Raw genomic sequence first — 17,047 nt, 5'->3', positions numbered from 1 at the left:
TGGTATGAGTGAATTAAGAAATAAGTGAGATTTAGGAAATAGAATAAATTTATTTTACAGTAATAAGAGAATTAACTAAATAAATGAGAGTGAGAACAATTAAAGAAAGCATCTAGTGGGGTGCTTTTTTCTTTTGAAACAGAGAATCTCATGGGTCATTTACATGTAAATTAGTGCTGTGCTTCTAAGTCCTTGGAAAATCCAACAATAAAAAAAGAGGGGGAGGGCATTTTTTATTGAAGTTTGTTAATGATAGATTTTTAATTAGTTAGGGGGGATCGTAAAATAGATTATTAATCTCTTTGATAATTTTTATTTTCCTTATAGTTGGCATACTGTATTAGAAATTTTAAATTTTGAAAGGAGAATCAATAAGTATGGGTAAGAAAAGAAGAACAAGTAATAAGTTATTACTTGTTAGTGCGATTTTTTCAATAACAATTCCCTCAGTCTCATATGCGGAGGAAGTAATTTTACCTGAAAATTTTACGAGTTCTTCAAGTTTGTATGAGGGACGGAATACGGAAGTATTGAAAACAAGCTTATATCCTGATACATATAATTATCCGTTTAACCATCAATTTATTTCGAAATTAAAGGAAGCAAACACAACTATAAAAAAAGTAGACAATAGTGATGATGAAAATCCTATTATATCTACTACTCTTTCATTTATTCGTCATATGAATAGTGAAGATTATAAATCTGCATTTGATTTAACCTCAAGGTCATTACAGAAAATAATATCCGAAGAATGGCTGAAGAGCTATTGGGAGGGACTCCCAGTACAATTACAAGCAGGTTCTTTTATAGAAATTGGAGAGGTTACACAAAAAGAGACAAATCCTGTTCATACAAATGTGGAGATTCAATTAGTTTTTGAAAAAATGACTGTACCTTTACTAATTAAACTAGATCCATCTGGAAAAATAGACGATTTTCAACTAAGCATGTCGTTTAGTCCTGTTGCAGAGCGTCCATCATATAGTAAGCCTGAATCATTTGTTGATAAAGAAGTAGTAGTTGGAAGTGGTGCATTTCCATTACCAGGAACATTGTCGGTTCCAAAAGGAAAGGGTCCTTTTCCAGCGGTTATTCTTGTTCAAGGATCAGGAGCAACCGATCAGGATGAAACAGCGTTTGCTTTAAAACCATTTCGCGATTTAGCTGAAGGTCTTGCATCGAAGGGAATTGCTGTTCTTCGCTATAATAAAAGAACTTATGAACATGGGTTGAAAACACAATTTAGTCCCTTTTATACAGTTGATAAAGAGACAACAGATGATGCTCTTTTTGTAACTCAATTTCTTAAAAATGAGCCTCTAATAAATAAGAATCAAATATATATTCTTGGTCATAGTCAAGGTGGAATGATGCTTCCGAAAATGATTGAAAAAGACCAAAATAATAATATTGCTGGGGCAATTGTAATGGGTGGGCCAGCTCGTACGATCCAAGACGTTGTTTTAGATCAATTTGAGTACCTTTTTTCTATTGGAGCAATGAATCTAGATGAATATAAATTCTACAAAGCACAATTTGAATTATTAAATGATCCAAATTTCTCTAGTCAGAATCCCCCAAAAGATTTTTACTTAGGATCAGCAATATTTTGGGATTCTATCCGAAAAATTAAAGCAGCCGAAATGTCAAAAGAACAAAAGACACCGATTCTTATTATTCAAGGGGAAAGAGACTATCAAGTTCAATCAAAAATCGAAATTCCTCTTTGGAAAGAACAATTAAAAGAACGAGATAACGTCGATTATCGACTATATCCGAAGTTAAATCATTTCTTTACAGAAGGTGATGGAGAAATAAGTAAACCGGATGAATATTATAGTCCTGCTAATATCCCTGAGTATGTTATAAATGACATTGCTGCTTGGGTGCAAGGAAGATCGCAATTAAATTAGCAACTATATGTTTTAATAAAGACTTTCTTTCTGTAATCAAACTAGAAACATTATTAGGTTATATGTTTTTTAGCACTCTTTTAAAAAGAGTGCTTTTTTATTTTCCTAGGATTTAATTAACGAAAAAAATATCTTGTACTCCTTTTGTAACTTTTTCTAAATAGAAATTTTCTATAAAACAATGGGCTTGCTTTCCAAACAAATCGTTATTTGTAGCACTTTTATCAAAGCAAACTTCTCGTGACATCGCTGTGATATTCAAAAACATTTATAACTTATTTTATGAAATTTTTTGAAAATTTAGGTTTAACATCTTTAAAATAGGTGTATTACATATTACATAACAACTAAATAAAAAAATAAAAAATTTAAAGGAGGAAAAATACAATGCACAAGAATGAAAGAAAACCGGTGGTTCATGAATATGAAAATGAACAGGAAGTAGTTATGAAAGTAAAAGAGCTAGAATTGCAAGGGATTCACCAAGATGACATGTATGTCTTAACACATGAAAAACATCTAACAAAAAAGATTGCGGATGATACAAACACAAATACGATTGGAGTAAAAGAACAAGGATTGGGAACAAGTATTATCAACTTTTTCTCCAAAAAAGGGGACGAACTTCGAAATCAAATGGAAGAAATGGGATTGTCGAAGGAGGAAGCTAACTTATATGAAGAAAAGCTAGATCAAGGGAGGATTTTACTCCTAGTAACAGCTGAAACACCAATGGCGAGTGATAGGAAGTCGCAAACCTATCATTTTCTCTAATAGATTGCAATAGGTAAGGTAATTATTTTAAGTTGTAGCATTGAAGAAAATAAAAGTAGAGAAGGGTGAGAAAAATGAAACATACAATATTTAAATATGCTGTGATTGGGATTACGACCGGAGTCATCGTCTCCCTATTAAAAAAAGAAAATCGGAAAGCTATACAAACAAAAGGAAAAAGCGTAAAAGAAAAACTACAAGAAGGAAACATAAAGGAAACATTGGAGAAGGTAACTGAGACAAGTAAACAATTCTCTGCAACTGCAGCTAATGTTGCAAAACAAACATTACCACAATTGCTTACAGCCACACCAGTTGTCATTTCTACCATTAAAGACTTAACAGAAAACGAAAGTAACAAAAAGAAAAAAGATGAAAAGGATTACGAAATAAATGAAAATAGTAGGAACCTAGACGGAGAAAAAACGGAAAATGAAAAGAAATATGTGAAAGAAGGGAAAGAAGAGAAAGAAGAGAGTGCCTAGATTTAATTCTTAAAAGAGAAAGTGAGGAAAAAAGTATGAAATCTCTGTATGCAATTGATGTAGGAATTGGCTTTACCAAGCGGGCATATCGACAGGATGTAGATTCTGAGATGACGATTAAGAGTGAAGCTTCCACACTAGCCCCTGTACCTAATCATACTGACAGTGAAGATTTAACAAAGGTGAGTTTTATAGACTTAGACTTTGCATACTACATGGGAAATGAAGCACATCAATCTGACGCTTCATTGCTTCCTCCATTTAATGAAGAAATAGAAAATTATTATGAAAGCGAACGTTTTAAACAACAAATATTTGGTTGCATTGCAAAGGATTATAAAGAAAATGTCGTGTTACCTTTAGTTGTTACCGGGCTTCCAGTCACTTGTTTTGGTAGTCAGCACGAGCAATTACAACATGCACTAAAAAAAGAAACTTCCGTGCAAATTGATGGGAAATTTATTAATATTACGGTGGAAAATGCTTTGATTCTTCAGCAACCAGTCGCTTTACATGCCTATTTCTTAAAAGAGGGAATTATTCAGGAACAAGATCGCATCTTAATTATTGATGGTGGATTTCGTACATTAGAAATGGCAGATATGAAACAGAATCTCATTTTAAATCATTATGAGACGGAACTAGGATGTAGCAAGCCTTTGAAAAATATTAAGAATATCCTGCAGAATCATGCGGGTGAAAGTAATCAATTGCATATTAACGACATGCCAAAAATATTAGAAAAAGGATATGGAGATCGAGACGAAAATTATGAGACAAGTCAGGTGGATATTTTAATTCAAAAAGAGTTGGATGCACACTTCCAAGACGTCATGCGTGTATTACAAGAACAATTTAAGTTAGACCAGTATGATACTATTATTTGGACCGGAGGAATAGTAGATATCCACAAAAAACGAATTGAAAAAATGCAAGGTGAAATTGCTTCTTTCCGTATGGTAGACGCTTCAAAAGAGGCCGCGCTTCATGGATACTATATTATTGGAAGTCAAGTATTTGAGGACATCACCAATCAATCTGCATATGAATCCAAATTATAATAACGACTGAAATGGAGTTCATTGAATAGACGTGCCAAATTATGTAGCTTCTTTTCCACATATAATAAATTCTTTATAAGAAAAGATAAAAAGTGCTTGTATAGAGGAAATGTTTAAAATTGAAAATAAAAATAACTAATATATAGGGGGTCTTCCTTTTAAAAGAATAAGACCTCCTATGTCATTTATTTTGTAATTTAGATGATTTAAAAACTTTTCCTCCAAGACATGAATACCTACATACAAATTTCGTATTACGGATATGATTCGATCAAACATAAAACTATTTAGAAAGGAAGAATAATATGGAATGCATAAAAATGACGAAATGGAGTTGGTATCATGTGAAAACTAGTGAGCTTGAAAAACTTTCTTCTATAATCCCTCGTGATGTAACATCTTATTTCTCTCAATTTGTAAAGAAAATAAGTTCTCCTTGTGAAAATGGATTATATGTTTATACGTTATCACCAAGTCAAACTTGTGTATATGGTTCGTTTTTATATGATCAAGATAAAAAGGACGCCAAAATTCAAAAATTTCTTCATTATTTCGTAGCTCATGGAATACTGATAACAGTTCAGGAAAAAGAGGAAGAGGATTTCCAAAAATTAATACATAATTTCCCTATGGGTATAAAAAATTGTAATAGTTCCGCTGAAGGAGTATGTGCTATCTTATCAATATTTATATCTCACTATTTACGAAAGGTTGACTATTTTGAAAACAATTTCAGAAATGTATTATGGGATTTTTATCATCATAATAACATAGCAGTTTTAGAAAGAATTTATCATATTCGTCATGAATTATTTATGAACACACATGTGTTTCGCTTAATACAGGAAGTGTTACAAGGCTTGGAGGAAGCTTGGTTAGAAAACTTAACAAACACCCTTTGTTATAAACAAACACACGTAAAATTAGAGCGTGGATTACAACTTGTTAAAGAGTACCAAGAAGAATTAGACACGATGATTCATTTACAAGAAGTTGTTTCTTCTCATCGTGGGAATGAAATTATGAAAGCTCTTACTGTATTAACTGCTGTGAGTACGCCTTTGACAGCTTTAGGAGCATTATGGGGAATGAATTTTAAATACATGCCTGAACTAGAATGGAAATATAGCTATTTAATCGCTCTCTTATTTATTATTTTCACAACGGTAGGTATGTATATGTATATGCGATTCAAAGGGTGGACAGGTGATTTATTACGAGTAAAGAAAAAGAAATCTTTTTTTAAATCTAATTAGTCCTGTTTATAAAAAATATGATAGATATATAGTTAATAATATTTATTAATTGGGGTAGTGCCATATCCCTATCAAGTTAAAGTTTTGATGTCCCCGCAATGATAAAAATTGTGAATATTTATATGAAAGATTAGAGCTCTCCTTCTTGTAGGAGGGCTCTAATCTTTGTTTAAAAACTATAGCATATACATGGGCAGACTCAATATGTGAACTTTGTCCGGATTCAATTTAGAATATAAAAAAGGAGAACTTGCGTTAGAATACAAGCTCTCTTTAAAAGAAATAACGTAATTGAGATACTTATATATTAACAATTTTTTCTTCTAATTCCATATTTCTTATGTTGAGAAATAAATGATAAGGGGCTTAATAAAACTAAAATGAATTATTGACATAATATTTCGACGATAATATAATAAATCTCGAATTCAAGATAACTTGTAAAGGATTGGTAATTATGAGTGTGATTAATGATGAGAGCTTATCTTTAAAGTTATTTGTTACATTATCAAGGGCAGCACAGGCAATTACTAAGCGTATTGAAGAGGATATAAAAAGTTATGGACTTAATCCAACTGAATTTGCAGTGCTTGAGCTACTATATAGTAAAGGCGATCAGCCTATACAAAAAATTGGAGGGAAAATATTACTTGCAAGTAGTAGTATCACGTATGTAGTGGATAAGTTGGAAAAGAAGAGGTTCTTAATACGAAAACCATGTCCAAAAGACCGCCGTGTCACGTATGCGTCAATTACTTCAGATGGTATTCAGTTAATGGATAGTATTTTTCCTCAGCATAAAGAGGCGATTCGGCATATATTTGGTGGTTTGGACTATATTGAGAAAAAAATGATAATCGAAAAGTTGAAAAAATTAGGGTATTATGCACTCGAACTATAAATTTTTAGAAATATATCTCGAATTAGTAATGTCCTAATTAAATCTAATTTAAATAAATAGGAGGAAAAATTAATAAATGGTAGTAAATTTATTATAATACAAAATGAATAAACCATGTAATTTCAATTGGTATAGCATGAAATAAAGTTGTTATGTTAACGTATACATATCGTCCTTTAAATTATAAATCTTTCATAAAGCGGAGAGTGGGTATCAAGAATGGAATTACGTCATTTAGAGTATTTTATTCAAGTTTGTAATAATAATAGTTTCACTAAAGCTGCGGAAGTTCTAGGTATTTCACAGCCGACTTTAAGTCAACAAATCCGTGTTTTAGAAGGGGAACTTGATACACCCTTGTTTCATCGAGTTGGAAGAGGTATCAAAATGACAGAAGCGGGTAAGCTGCTATTTGATAAAGGAAAATTTATCATGCAACAATTTGATGACGTGTATAATGAAATTTTTGAATTAAAGGGTGTAAAAAGAGGTGTGATTACTATAGGAGGTTTATTAGAGGATCTCACTTATTTAACACCTTATATTATGAAGTTTCAACAACATTATCCCAACATTGTAGTAAAGATTATAGAATCCGAAGTTGCTGTAAATCAAATCGTTGACAAAAATATTGATTTCGGGATTACACGTAGTGCTCAAATTCCAGACATATTAACAAGCACCCTTTTGTATAGTGAAGAGCTCGTCCTTGTAATTCCAAAAAATCATCCTTTGAATGAAAAATCATTTGTTTCTTTTCGAGAATTAGTAGGGCTGAGTAGAATAATGGTTTCATGTAGTTGTCGTGAATCTATTAAGATATATTGTGAGAGTTTAGGGTTATCTTTATCTGAAGCAAATATAGAAACAAAATCTTCTATTTCTCTATTGAGCCTTGTATACAATGGACATGGGGTTGCCATAATACCTCTTTCACTGGTTAACTTTGTTAATAATGATACTTTGAGCATAGTTCGTATTACTGATCCAACACCAAGCCAAGATATTAATCTTATTCACTTTGATGATAAATTTTTAAGTTTTGCAGCACGTATCTTTATGCAGAAGTTAAATGATTCGCAAAAAGTATCAGTGTAATAGAAATAATAATGATTCTAGTGTAACAATTGAAAAATTAAGATCTATATTAAAGTCAAAGGGCAGTGGATTTATATGTGTGGTGTAGTCGATCAAGAGGGGGATACCATTGACTTTTAATTAAGGAAAAAAGGACAGACTTTGCAAGGAGAGAAGGCTATCAAAAACAAGTTAAGTTAATCAATCAATTCTTCGGTCTTATCGCATAGTAACACATTCCATGTAGGGATATAAAATGCTATTTCGAATCTACATACCCTTATTGCAGAAAGAAAACCACCGGCATTATACCGGTGGTTTTGACTTAGAAAGCAAAGCAAGTACAACCGATACCCCATGTAGTTCCATCTTTTCCTATTACGGTATGAGTGTGTTGATGGAGAGGGTTACTGCAACTATGTAACTTGTTATCATGGGAATCGTGGGAAAGTATAGTGTTGGCTAGGTTAGCACCACCATAACCATAAACGCCCGTCGGTGACCAATCAGGTGATGCTGGCGGCAATTCAGGTGATAAATTTTTAAATTCATCATTTCCATAAACAACCTGCCCACCCATAATGGTGAGTAATGATTCAAGGTTTTTGATTTCTTCTTCTGGCACAGTAAAGTAGTCAGCAGACAATACAGCAAGATCAGCAAACTGACCTACTGCCAGGGTTCCCTTTTTACCTTCATCATCAGAGAACCACGCACTTCCTTTTGAATATAATTCCAGGGCTACTTTTCTATCAAGTTTATTTTTTTCATCGTATATGGAAAGCCCACCAATGGTTTTTCCGGCAACCATCCAGTAAAGGGCAACCCAAGGGTTATAGCTGGAAACCCTAGTTGCATCACTACCGGCGCCAACAGGTATACCAAGGTCTAACATACGATAAATCGGAGGAGTACGCTTTGCAGCTTCCTTTCCGTATAAATCAACAAAGTATTCACCTTGAAAAGCCATGCGGTCTTGGATGGCAATACCGCCATTTAAAGCCTTAACACGTTCCATACTACGATCTGAGATTGTTTCTGCATGGTCAAACCACCATCGTAGACCATTAAAAGGAATTTCACTGTTAACTTCCTCAAATACATTTAAGAAACGTGTGATTGACTCATCATAAGTTGCATGTAAACGGAAGGGCCAACGGTTTTCCACCAATAGAGAAATTACTTTCTTTAAGTCAGCTTCCATCATCGTAGCTAGTTCAGGCCGTGGCATTTGAAATTTTTCAAAATCGGCTGCTGAGAATACTAACATCTCTCCGGCACCATTCATTTTATACTTATCACTTCCTTGACCTGGAGAAACAATTTTTGCCCATGAAGCAAAGTCTTCATATTCATGATTTGGATTTTGCGTAAATAGATTATAAGCAATACGCAAAGTTAATTGTTCCTTCTCGGCTAAATGTTCAACAACTTTGTAATCATCCGGATAATTTTGGAATCCACCACCTGCGTCAATAGCACTTGTAATACCTAATCTATTTAATTCGCGCATAAAATGGCGAGTTGAGTTAATCTGGTCGTCAAAATTAAGTACTGGTGCTTTACCCAAACTTGAATAAAGAATAGAAGCGTTAGGATTCGCAATTAAAAGGCCTGTTGGATTACCTCGTTTATCCCGCTCAATTAAGCAGCCTGGAGGGTCTGGTGTATCTTTCGTATATCCCAGTGCATGCAGCCCTGCACGATTTACAAGTGCTCTATCGTAAAGATGTAGCACAAAGACAGGAGTGTGTTCAGAAACGGCATTAATTTCTTCCAAAGTTGGCAACCGTCTCTCTTTAAATTGAAATTCAGACCAACCTCCAACTACTCTTACCCACTGAGGAGCAGGTGTACGCCTTGCCTGTTCTTTGAGCATTTCTAGAGCAATAAAAAGTGATGGCACGCCTTCCCAACGTAATTCCATATTATAATGTAGACCACCACGAATAACGTGTATATGAGAGTCATTCAGGCCTGGAATAGCTCTCTTTCTTTTAAGGTCTATTTTCTTTGTTTTTTCCGTGGCACTATTAAGAAGCTCATCTCCACCTACTGCAGTGACTAAACCATCAGTTATGGCGATAGCAGATACCTCAGGTTGAGAAGGGTCAAGGGTAGTAATTTTTCCGTTATATAAGATCATATCCGGTAAAGTCATGTTCACACCTCGTCTACTTTCTATTATTTTGTAACCATGGATGAAATAATTTACCGAAAATCGGCATGACTACCCATGATAGCAAGGACACTATACATACAGAAACAAAAAAAGCTGACATAATAGGATTCATATGTTTTATAATAGGTCCTATCAATTTAGGAACTAACATGCTAAGAGGCCATACACCCAAAAGGGTAACGATAGACATTTTCCATTTTGGCGGTGGAACTGGCGTTTTCGGAGTAACAAACCAATAAGCCAAACTGCTTTCAGTTTTGTAAGTTGGATTAGTGGCTTGAAATTGCTCGGCCGTTTTTAACAAATCCCGGCGAACATCTGATTCTTGCCAAGCACGTAGATGCTCATACGTATCAAAGCGAAAAATAACAGTATACTCTCTGGATTCGTTACTTGGGACTATTAGATTTACACCTAAATGTCCTGGGAATTTAATAGCCGCAGCCTCAATTTCATGTCTCCATGTTTCAAACTGTTTTTCTTTACCCTGTTGAATTTCCCATGTAACAATCGTTGTTACTGGATTAGCAGCATCCATTGTGTTCTCTGTATGAGTCTCTTCGACAGCTACTCCTTCTAGTTTCATATTTTTCTGCTTGGAAGCGCGCCGTGAACCATAGTATATGCGTATTCTACACCTTGACCATAAGCGCCAGTGTGTTCTTTTACAATCTCCATTACAGCATCATAAGTGTCTTTGTGTGCCCAATCACGTTGGTATTCAAGTAAAACTTGAATTGCTGTCACTGGAATTGCACCAGCTTGTTCTACACGACGCATAGCAGCGTTATGTGCTGTCAAACTAGTACCACCTGAAGCATCATCAACTGCATACACCTCATAGCCAGCTTTAATTGCTTCAAGCACAGGGAATGCAAGGCAAACTTCAGTCCAAAGTGCTGCAAATATTAATTTCTTTCTACCTGTTGCTTTAACTGCTTCAACAAATTTTGGATCTTCCCAAGAATTCATTGAACTGCGTTCTATAATTTCATGGTTTGGGAATATGTCAAGAATTTGCGGCCAAAAATAACCAGAAAAGCTGCGTGTTTCAACTGTAGTAAGAATAGTAGGTACGTTAAAAGTTTTTGCTGATTTAGCAAGCAGCATAACGTTATTAATCAATGTTTGTCTATCAATACTTGCAACTCCAAAAGTCATTTGAGGCTGAAAATCAATCAAAATTAAGGCACTGTTCTCCGGATTTAACAATTCTAAATTACTCATAATAAAACGCTCCTTTTTTAATTGTTTAAAATCAATATTATTGAAAATAATGTTTTTTCTGTTAATTAAAAAGAGAGTGCTGATTTAATCAGCACTAAATGTATACTATCCATTTTTTAAAAAGTGATTTAAAGCTATTTCCTTGAAATACATTTATGCATTTTGTTTACTAAGATCTCGCTGTGCGCCCATATAGCTTCCAATTATATTTTGATAGCCTGGAAGATTGCTAGCAAGCAAATTGCCAAAACCTTCGACATCGTTGCGCCAATCGCGTTGTAATTCGCAAGCTACGCTAAACCAGTTCATAAGTTGCACACCACTATGTGCCATACGAGTATTTGCAGCATCTGCAACTTGTTTATTGAAAGTACCTGAAGCATCAGTAACAGCAAATACTTCATATCCAGCTTTTATAGCGGAAAGTGCAGGGAAAGCAACACAAACGTCCGTAACTACGCCGGCGATGATAATTTGCTTTTTTCCAGTTTCTTCGATTGCTTTTACAAAATCATCATTATCCCATGCGTTAATTTGTCCAGGTCGAGCTATTTTTGGTGCATGAGGAAAGAGATCAACCAATTCTTGCATTAAAGGTCCGTTAGGTCCGTTTTCAAAACTTGTTGTTAAAATAACTGGTAAATCAAAAAACTTAGCAGTATGAGCAAGAGCTAAAACATTGTTCTTGAATTCATCAACACCATAGTCACGTACTAGTCCGGACATAAGACCAGTTTGATGATCTACTAAAAGCACGACAGCATCATCTTTGTTAATACGAGAATAGAGATCAGTCATTATGTATTCCTCCTAAAAATTAAGTAATCGAAGAAAGTTTAAATAGTCGAATACTATCATAAGTTTCTTCGTTTATAACTAAGCTGACCAATAATATTGGTTATAGCAGCATTCACAGAACATGAAGTGCTATACAAATTTATAGTATTTGAAAACTGATTCATTAATCAATTCTAAATTATCTATAATTTGTATAGGTCGTAACTATAGTTGTTTTCACTATAAAATAGATTGGTTTTACCTATACATCCTATAGATAGAACAATATTGATAGTCACCTATTTTTGTTATTACAATTGAATATGAGTAATGTTCAGTAATTATTTTATGATGAAAAAGGTATTAGAGGGGGGATTGTTCCAAACGGAGAAAAAATGCATTGGAACAATAGAGTTTCATACTTAGAGTTCACAACATAAACGTGCATGAATAGCTTATGAGATTCATCCGAATTATTGAAGAAAAGGATACATATTAAAGGAGGTAGGAGAATGGCAAAAATTACTGTAGGAACCGAAAATCAAGCACCAATTGAGATATATTATGAGGATCATGGTATAGGAAAACCAGTTGTACTCATTCATGGTTGGCCGTTAAGTGGTCGATCTTGGGAATATCAAGTTCCCGCTCTTGTTGAGGCTGGATACAGAGTTATAACATATGATCGTCGAGGCTTTGGAAAATCATCTCAGCCGTGGGAAGGGTATGAATATGATACCTTTACTTCTGATTTACATCAACTATTAGAACATTTAGAGCTTCAAAATGTCACACTTGTTGGTTTTTCTATGGGGGGAGGCGAAGTAGCCCGGTATATTGGGAAATATGGAACCCATAGAATAGAGAAGGCTGTATTTGCCGGAGCTGTACCACCATTCCTTTACAAGTCAGCAGATCATCCTGAGGGTGTATTAGATGATGTAGCAATTCAAGGATTTGAAAATGGAGTGAAAAGTGATCGCATAGCATTCCTTGATGAGTTTACGAAAGGTTTTTTTGCTGCTGGAGATCGAACTGACTTAGTTAGTGAACCATTTCGACTTTACAATAGGGATATCGCTGCGGGTGCATCACCTAAAGGAACATTAGATTGTATCGCTGCTTTCAGCAAAACAGACTTCAGAAGCGATTTAGCCAAGATTAATATACCTACCCTTATCATTCATGGTGATTCAGATGCAACTGTACCATATGAATATAGTGGGAAATTAACACATGAAGCAATTCCTAATTCTAAAGTAGCATTAATAAAGGGTGGTCCACATGGGCTCAATGCAACGCATGCTAAAGAATTTAATGAAGCACTCCTATCATTTTTAAAGGACTGATTACAACTATATAATTGTTAATTGAGACATTATAAATAAGTTAAAATAAAGCTTTATAAAAGATGCTCTTGGATAAATCCAGGAGCATCTTTTTAAATATTGATATTGAGATGTTAGGTTAATAAATCGCCATAAGTTTTGGATTGAATATTCTTCTTAACAGCTAAAATGTATTGATTAGAGTTTTTTAGATTTCTTAGAAGTATTGTTATATTACTATCAAGATAATATTTCTTCCTCAAAACAAAGAAATATACATTTTTTTGAGGAAAAAATATCTTGTCAGAAAACAATAAAATCTTATTAATTTTTATAATTGGTAGAATTTTTATGGAAATAATTCTCTTAATATATTAAAATAACATCGTATTATGTCAGATTTTAATTAGGGGAGAGAAATTTTATGTTGAAAAAAATCATTCCAGTTGCTTTAGCATTAAGTACAGTTACTTTTACTAGTGTATTTGCTGCGCCTTCAATCCAAGCGAGTACAGAACCAAACCGCTACATAGATGTGCAAATGCTCGGTATTAACGATTTTCATGGGCAACTAGACACTGTAAAAAAAATTAACAATAAAGATGCAGGGGGAATTGAGTACTTAGGGGCTTATTTACGTGATCGTGAAAAACAAAATCCGAATACATTAAAGGTACATGCTGGCGATGTTGTTGGAGCAAGTACTCCTGTTTCAGCATTATTACAAGACGAACCTACGATTGAATTTCTAAATGATTTGAAATTCGATGTTGGAACTATAGGAAATCATGAATTTGATGAAGGTGTTGCGGAAATGAACCGCCTTATTTATGGTGGATATCATGAGAAAACAGGGAATTTTAAAGGAGCAAAATTCCCATATGTTGCTGCAAATTTCTATAATAAATCCACCGGTCGTTTATTTTTACCACCATTCACTATAAAAAAGGTACAAGGAGTTCCTGTTGGATTTATCGGAGTTGTAACAACGGATGTTCCTAACCTTGTTATGCCTACTATGCTAAAGAATGTGGAAATTACAGATGAAGTTGAAGCTATTAACAAATCCGTAAAGCAATTAAAAAAACTAGGCGTTAAATCTATCGTTGTTCTTGCACATAACGGAGGTACAACAGATGGGAACGGCGTAACGAATGGTGATATCGTCCGATTAGCAAATGAGACTGATCCAGAAGTCGATGTTATTTTTGGTGGGCATAGCCACACGTATGTAAATGGAACTGTTAATAATAAACTTGTCGTACAAGCAAATTCATATGGTATGGCTTTTGCTGATGTTGATGTAAAGATTGACCGTAAGACACAAGATATTGTTGAGAAAAAAGCAGAAATTGTTACAACTTACCATGAAGGCATGGAGCCTGATAAAAAAATAAAGAAGAAGATGGAGAAATATCAAGCAAAAATCGCACCTCTTGTTAATGAAGTTGTAGGTAAGTCTATTGCTCCACTAGATCGCAAACTCAATACGGCTGGTGAATCTACTCTCGGAAATTTGGTTGCTGATGCCCAGCGTGCAACAATGCAATCCCAAATTGCACTTATGAATCCTGGTGGTATTCGTAATGACTTAGATGCTGGTGATATTACATGGGGAGAGATATATGGTATTCAACCATTCGGAAATCAATTAATAAAAGTAAATTTAACAGGTCAAGACATTCGTGATATTTTAAATCAACAATGGCAAAAAGACATAACAAGAATGCTTCAAATTTCAGGGATCCAATACACTTGGGATGCGAACAAGCCTAATGGAGAAAAAGTAACAAGTATTCGCTTAACAAATGGAGAAGAAATTATTCCTTCGAAAACTTACAGCGTCGTTGCTAACGCATTTCTAGCTTCAGGTGGAGATGGATTTGTATCTTTTAAAAACGGTAAAGATGCTGAAACAGGACCAACTGATTTTGAAGCATTAGTAGATTATATAAAAAAATCAAAAGAACCAATTCAGTCTATTATTGATGGAAGAATTCAAAAAATAAATTAGGTTTTTATTAATCTCAAAAAAAATAGATTACCTATACTTTTTATTGTACAGGTAATCTATTTTTTGTGGGTTTGAAATAAAGTCTTACTGTGGCCAATTAATAGTGACGGTGAATTTGGCCCCTATGGAACATTAAAATTGGATGATCCAAACAGTTATAACTACATTTTTGGACAGGTCAAAAAAGATCAATTTTTTATTGATTTACGTAAGGCGAACGGCGTGACAAAAACTTGGTTACACGAACAACATCCAATTTTCGCTGGAATAACTACCGAAGGGCCTGATATACCAAAAACTGTTGATATATCATTAGGTAAAGCGTTTGATATACTTGTTCAAATTCAAAAAGTGAGTCCATCTCAAGTACATCAATAAATTTAGAATAATATGCCTTAATGACAAATTTCATAGTGTTTCATATAACACAATGAAATTTGTTTTATATAGCAAGAAGAATAATCGCATTAGAAAAAATTAGCAGTTTAACCTGTTAAGAGTAAAACGAATCTTCAATATGTAAAGCGCAAAAACACTGAAGCGAAAAGCATCGGTGTTTTTTGCGCTTTCGGGCACAGATGCTACTTCAACCCTAGTGTACAAGTGATTTTGTATGTAAGGAATTTGTAAGGAATAGGTAAGAAAAAAGAGATTTTCATTGTGTAGGATAAAAATATAAGGAGTCGTGAAGGGGGGATAAGTACGGCCTATATATAACAATCAGTAACAAGAGTGTTTTGTGAAAATAATGAGTACAATGATTGCAAATGCATTGTTGCCTTTTCATCATTGGGAGAATGGATAGCTGTGTGGTTCGTATATGACACTGCTATCAACTATCTATACAATTTTAATAGAAGAGAGGAATTCTTTATGAAAACACGCAGTAAAATTACATGTGCAAGTCTAGCACTTTTAATAGCTGGAAGTTCCCTGTTATACATAACACCAACATCAATTGTAAAAGCAGAACCTACGCAAAATGTATCTAGTTCGTTACAAACAAGTACGAAAAGCGATCGTACTTCCGTTAAGAAAGCAATGCGAGATGAACTGCAACTTGGATACCCGGGAATACTCGCTCAAATTTCTAAGGGGGGTAAAACTTGGAGTTATAGTGCTGGGATAGCGGATTTGAGAACTAAGAAACCAATGAAAGCAGATTTTCGCTTTCGCATTGGCAGTGTGACGAAAACGTTCATTGCAACAGTTCTACTTCAATTATCTGGAGAGAACCGTTTGAATCTAGACGACTCAATTGAAAAATGGTTACCTGGTGTGATTCAAGGAAACGGATATGATGGTAACCAGATTACTATCCGGCAAATATTGAATCATACAAGTGGTATTGCTGACTATATAAATTCAAAAGACTTTGATATTACGGATATAAAAAAATCGTATACGGCTGAAGAATTTGTAAAGATGGGGATTTCACTTCCCCCAGACTTTGCCCCAGGAAAGGGTTGGTCTTATTCAAACACAGGATACGTATTACTGGGGATCCTTATTGAAAAAGTAACTGGCAACAGTTATGCCGAAGAGGTTGAAAATCGGATTATTGAACCGCTTGATTTGTCAAATACATTCCTACCTGGCAATTCAAGCGTGATTCCAGGGACTAAGCATGCCCGTGGCTATTTGCAACTAGACGGAGCGAGTGAGCTAAAAGACGTTACTTATATTAACCCAGGTAGCTCGGATGGAGATATGATTTCTACTGCTGACGACTTAAGCAAATTCTTCTCTTACTTACTAGGTGGCAAATTACTGAAGGAACAGCAGTTAAAACAAATGCTTACTACAGTTCCTACAAATAGAGAGGGAACCGGATATGGTCTTGGAATCCTTGAAATTAAGCTTCCGAACGGTGTCTCAGTATGGGGACACAGGGGGGCCGTTCCAGGGTTTTCCACTTTTGTTGGTGGAACACTTGGAGGTAAACATATACTCGCTATCAATTCGAACAGTTTAAACATTAATAACCCGGAATTTTTTAAAAACATTTTACTTGCTGAATTTAGCAAGTAGGAAAAACGGATAAATTTT

General features: G+C 34.4%; 15 protein-coding genes and 1 pseudogene. 11 read left to right on the top strand and 5 right to left on the bottom strand.

The window, feature by feature from the left end; translation table 11 throughout:
* Window positions 1-377 precede the first annotated feature (377 nt).
* Window positions 378-1,916, top strand: coding sequence for an alpha/beta hydrolase (locus NZ044_RS15490; protein WP_340949843.1), 1,539 nt, complete (start codon window positions 378-380; stop codon window positions 1,914-1,916).
* A 112-nt stretch (window positions 1,917-2,028) separates the two neighbouring features.
* Here the strand turns inward: NZ044_RS15490 and NZ044_RS15485 are convergent, their stop codons facing one another.
* Window positions 2,029-2,184 carry an acyl dehydratase gene (locus NZ044_RS15485; protein ID WP_098506796.1) on the bottom strand — a complete coding sequence of 52 codons (156 nt, stop codon included), beginning with the start codon at window positions 2,182-2,184 and terminating at the stop codon, window positions 2,029-2,031.
* A gap of 119 nt (window positions 2,185-2,303) precedes the next feature.
* Here NZ044_RS15485 and NZ044_RS15480 point away from each other — a divergent pair, with 119 nt between their 5' ends.
* From NZ044_RS15480 to NZ044_RS15455, 6 genes are all read left to right on the top strand, one after another.
* On the top strand, window positions 2,304-2,690 hold the full coding sequence (locus tag NZ044_RS15480; protein WP_118961677.1) for a general stress protein: 387 nt from the start codon (window positions 2,304-2,306) through the stop codon (window positions 2,688-2,690).
* Between the two features lie 74 nt (window positions 2,691-2,764).
* Window positions 2,765-3,175, top strand: a complete 411-nt coding sequence (locus NZ044_RS15475) for a hypothetical protein (protein WP_000683212.1) — start codon at window positions 2,765-2,767, stop codon at window positions 3,173-3,175.
* A 35-nt stretch (window positions 3,176-3,210) separates the two neighbouring features.
* Window positions 3,211-4,236, top strand: coding sequence for a ParM/StbA family protein (locus tag NZ044_RS15470; protein ID WP_000839446.1), 1,026 nt, complete (start codon window positions 3,211-3,213; stop codon window positions 4,234-4,236).
* Window positions 4,237-4,541: 305 nt separating this feature from the next.
* Complete coding sequence (locus NZ044_RS15465) at window positions 4,542-5,492, top strand: magnesium transporter CorA family protein (protein ID WP_000388934.1); 951 nt, start codon at window positions 4,542-4,544, stop codon at window positions 5,490-5,492.
* A gap of 457 nt (window positions 5,493-5,949) precedes the next feature.
* On the top strand, window positions 5,950-6,393 hold the full coding sequence (locus NZ044_RS15460) for a MarR family winged helix-turn-helix transcriptional regulator (RefSeq protein ID WP_000111431.1): 444 nt from the start codon (window positions 5,950-5,952) through the stop codon (window positions 6,391-6,393).
* Between the two features lie 219 nt (window positions 6,394-6,612).
* Entirely contained in the window at window positions 6,613-7,491 is an 879-nt protein-coding gene (locus NZ044_RS15455) for a LysR family transcriptional regulator (RefSeq protein ID WP_000423185.1), read from the top strand.
* Between the two features lie 304 nt (window positions 7,492-7,795).
* Here the strand turns inward: NZ044_RS15455 and NZ044_RS15450 are convergent, their stop codons facing one another.
* The 4 genes from NZ044_RS15450 to ycaC form a co-directional block, all read right to left on the bottom strand.
* Window positions 7,796-9,631 carry an amidohydrolase gene (locus NZ044_RS15450; RefSeq protein WP_000174494.1) on the bottom strand — a complete coding sequence of 612 codons (1,836 nt, stop codon included), beginning with the start codon at window positions 9,629-9,631 and terminating at the stop codon, window positions 7,796-7,798.
* A gap of 13 nt (window positions 9,632-9,644) precedes the next feature.
* A complete protein-coding gene (locus tag NZ044_RS15445; RefSeq protein ID WP_063675511.1) occupies window positions 9,645-10,238 on the bottom strand; it encodes an antibiotic biosynthesis monooxygenase in 594 nt (197 codons plus the stop codon).
* Window positions 10,235-10,879, bottom strand: coding sequence for a hydrolase (locus NZ044_RS15440; protein WP_000067162.1), 645 nt, complete (start codon window positions 10,877-10,879; stop codon window positions 10,235-10,237). The genes NZ044_RS15445 and NZ044_RS15440 overlap by 4 nt, the downstream gene beginning before the upstream one ends.
* A gap of 153 nt (window positions 10,880-11,032) precedes the next feature.
* Window positions 11,033-11,677: an isochorismate family cysteine hydrolase YcaC gene (gene ycaC, locus NZ044_RS15435; protein ID WP_000131212.1), complete on the bottom strand. Its 645-nt coding sequence runs from the start codon at window positions 11,675-11,677 to the stop codon at window positions 11,033-11,035.
* A gap of 491 nt (window positions 11,678-12,168) precedes the next feature.
* On the opposite strand from ycaC, the gene NZ044_RS15430 reads away from it, so the two are divergent.
* From NZ044_RS15430 to NZ044_RS15415, 4 genes and pseudogenes are all read left to right on the top strand, one after another.
* Window positions 12,169-13,005: an alpha/beta fold hydrolase gene (locus NZ044_RS15430; RefSeq protein WP_063675510.1), complete on the top strand. Its 837-nt coding sequence runs from the start codon at window positions 12,169-12,171 to the stop codon at window positions 13,003-13,005.
* Window positions 13,006-13,408: 403 nt separating this feature from the next.
* The gene (locus NZ044_RS15425) at window positions 13,409-14,998 is read left to right on the top strand and encodes a bifunctional metallophosphatase/5'-nucleotidase (RefSeq protein ID WP_044783657.1); all 1,590 of its coding nucleotides are present in this window, start codon (window positions 13,409-13,411) and stop codon (window positions 14,996-14,998) included.
* Between the two features lie 99 nt (window positions 14,999-15,097).
* Window positions 15,098-15,376, top strand: a pseudogene (locus NZ044_RS15420) (erythromycin esterase family protein); the annotation flags it as partial.
* A gap of 429 nt (window positions 15,377-15,805) precedes the next feature.
* Window positions 15,806-17,029, top strand: coding sequence for a serine hydrolase domain-containing protein (locus NZ044_RS15415; RefSeq protein WP_015945838.1), 1,224 nt, complete (start codon window positions 15,806-15,808; stop codon window positions 17,027-17,029).
* The last annotated feature ends 18 nt before the right edge of the window (window positions 17,030-17,047 follow it).

This window comes from Bacillus sp. FSL K6-1338 (assembly GCF_038006965.1).
GTDB classification, from domain to species: Bacteria; Bacillota; Bacilli; order Bacillales; family Bacillaceae_G; genus Bacillus_A; species Bacillus_A thuringiensis_S.
Note: the sequence above shows the minus strand (reverse complement) of the source record. Positions and strands in the feature narration are given on the sequence as shown.

Bases quoted from the DNA above. Each gene is read 5' to 3' on its own strand.
- NZ044_RS15425 (WP_044783657.1), top strand. From the start codon at position 13,409: ATGTTGAAAAAAATCATTCCAGTTGCTTTAGCATTAAGTACAGTTACT.
- NZ044_RS15450 (WP_000174494.1), bottom strand. From the start codon at position 9,631: ATGACTTTACCGGATATGATCTTATATAACGGAAAAATTACTACCCTT.
- NZ044_RS15470 (WP_000839446.1), top strand. From the start codon at position 3,211: ATGAAATCTCTGTATGCAATTGATGTAGGAATTGGCTTTACCAAGCGG.
- NZ044_RS15485 (WP_098506796.1), bottom strand. From the start codon at position 2,184: ATGTTTTTGAATATCACAGCGATGTCACGAGAAGTTTGCTTTGATAAA.
- NZ044_RS15475 (WP_000683212.1), top strand. From the start codon at position 2,765: ATGAAACATACAATATTTAAATATGCTGTGATTGGGATTACGACCGGA.
- NZ044_RS15455 (WP_000423185.1), top strand. From the start codon at position 6,613: ATGGAATTACGTCATTTAGAGTATTTTATTCAAGTTTGTAATAATAAT.
- NZ044_RS15465 (WP_000388934.1), top strand. From the start codon at position 4,542: ATGGAATGCATAAAAATGACGAAATGGAGTTGGTATCATGTGAAAACT.
- NZ044_RS15440 (WP_000067162.1), bottom strand. From the start codon at position 10,879: ATGAGTAATTTAGAATTGTTAAATCCGGAGAACAGTGCCTTAATTTTG.
- NZ044_RS15430 (WP_063675510.1), top strand. From the start codon at position 12,169: ATGGCAAAAATTACTGTAGGAACCGAAAATCAAGCACCAATTGAGATA.
- NZ044_RS15445 (WP_063675511.1), bottom strand. From the start codon at position 10,238: ATGAAACTAGAAGGAGTAGCTGTCGAAGAGACTCATACAGAGAACACA.
- ycaC (WP_000131212.1), bottom strand. From the start codon at position 11,677: ATGACTGATCTCTATTCTCGTATTAACAAAGATGATGCTGTCGTGCTT.
- NZ044_RS15460 (WP_000111431.1), top strand. From the start codon at position 5,950: ATGAGTGTGATTAATGATGAGAGCTTATCTTTAAAGTTATTTGTTACA.
- NZ044_RS15490 (WP_340949843.1), top strand. From the start codon at position 378: ATGGGTAAGAAAAGAAGAACAAGTAATAAGTTATTACTTGTTAGTGCG.
- NZ044_RS15480 (WP_118961677.1), top strand. From the start codon at position 2,304: ATGCACAAGAATGAAAGAAAACCGGTGGTTCATGAATATGAAAATGAA.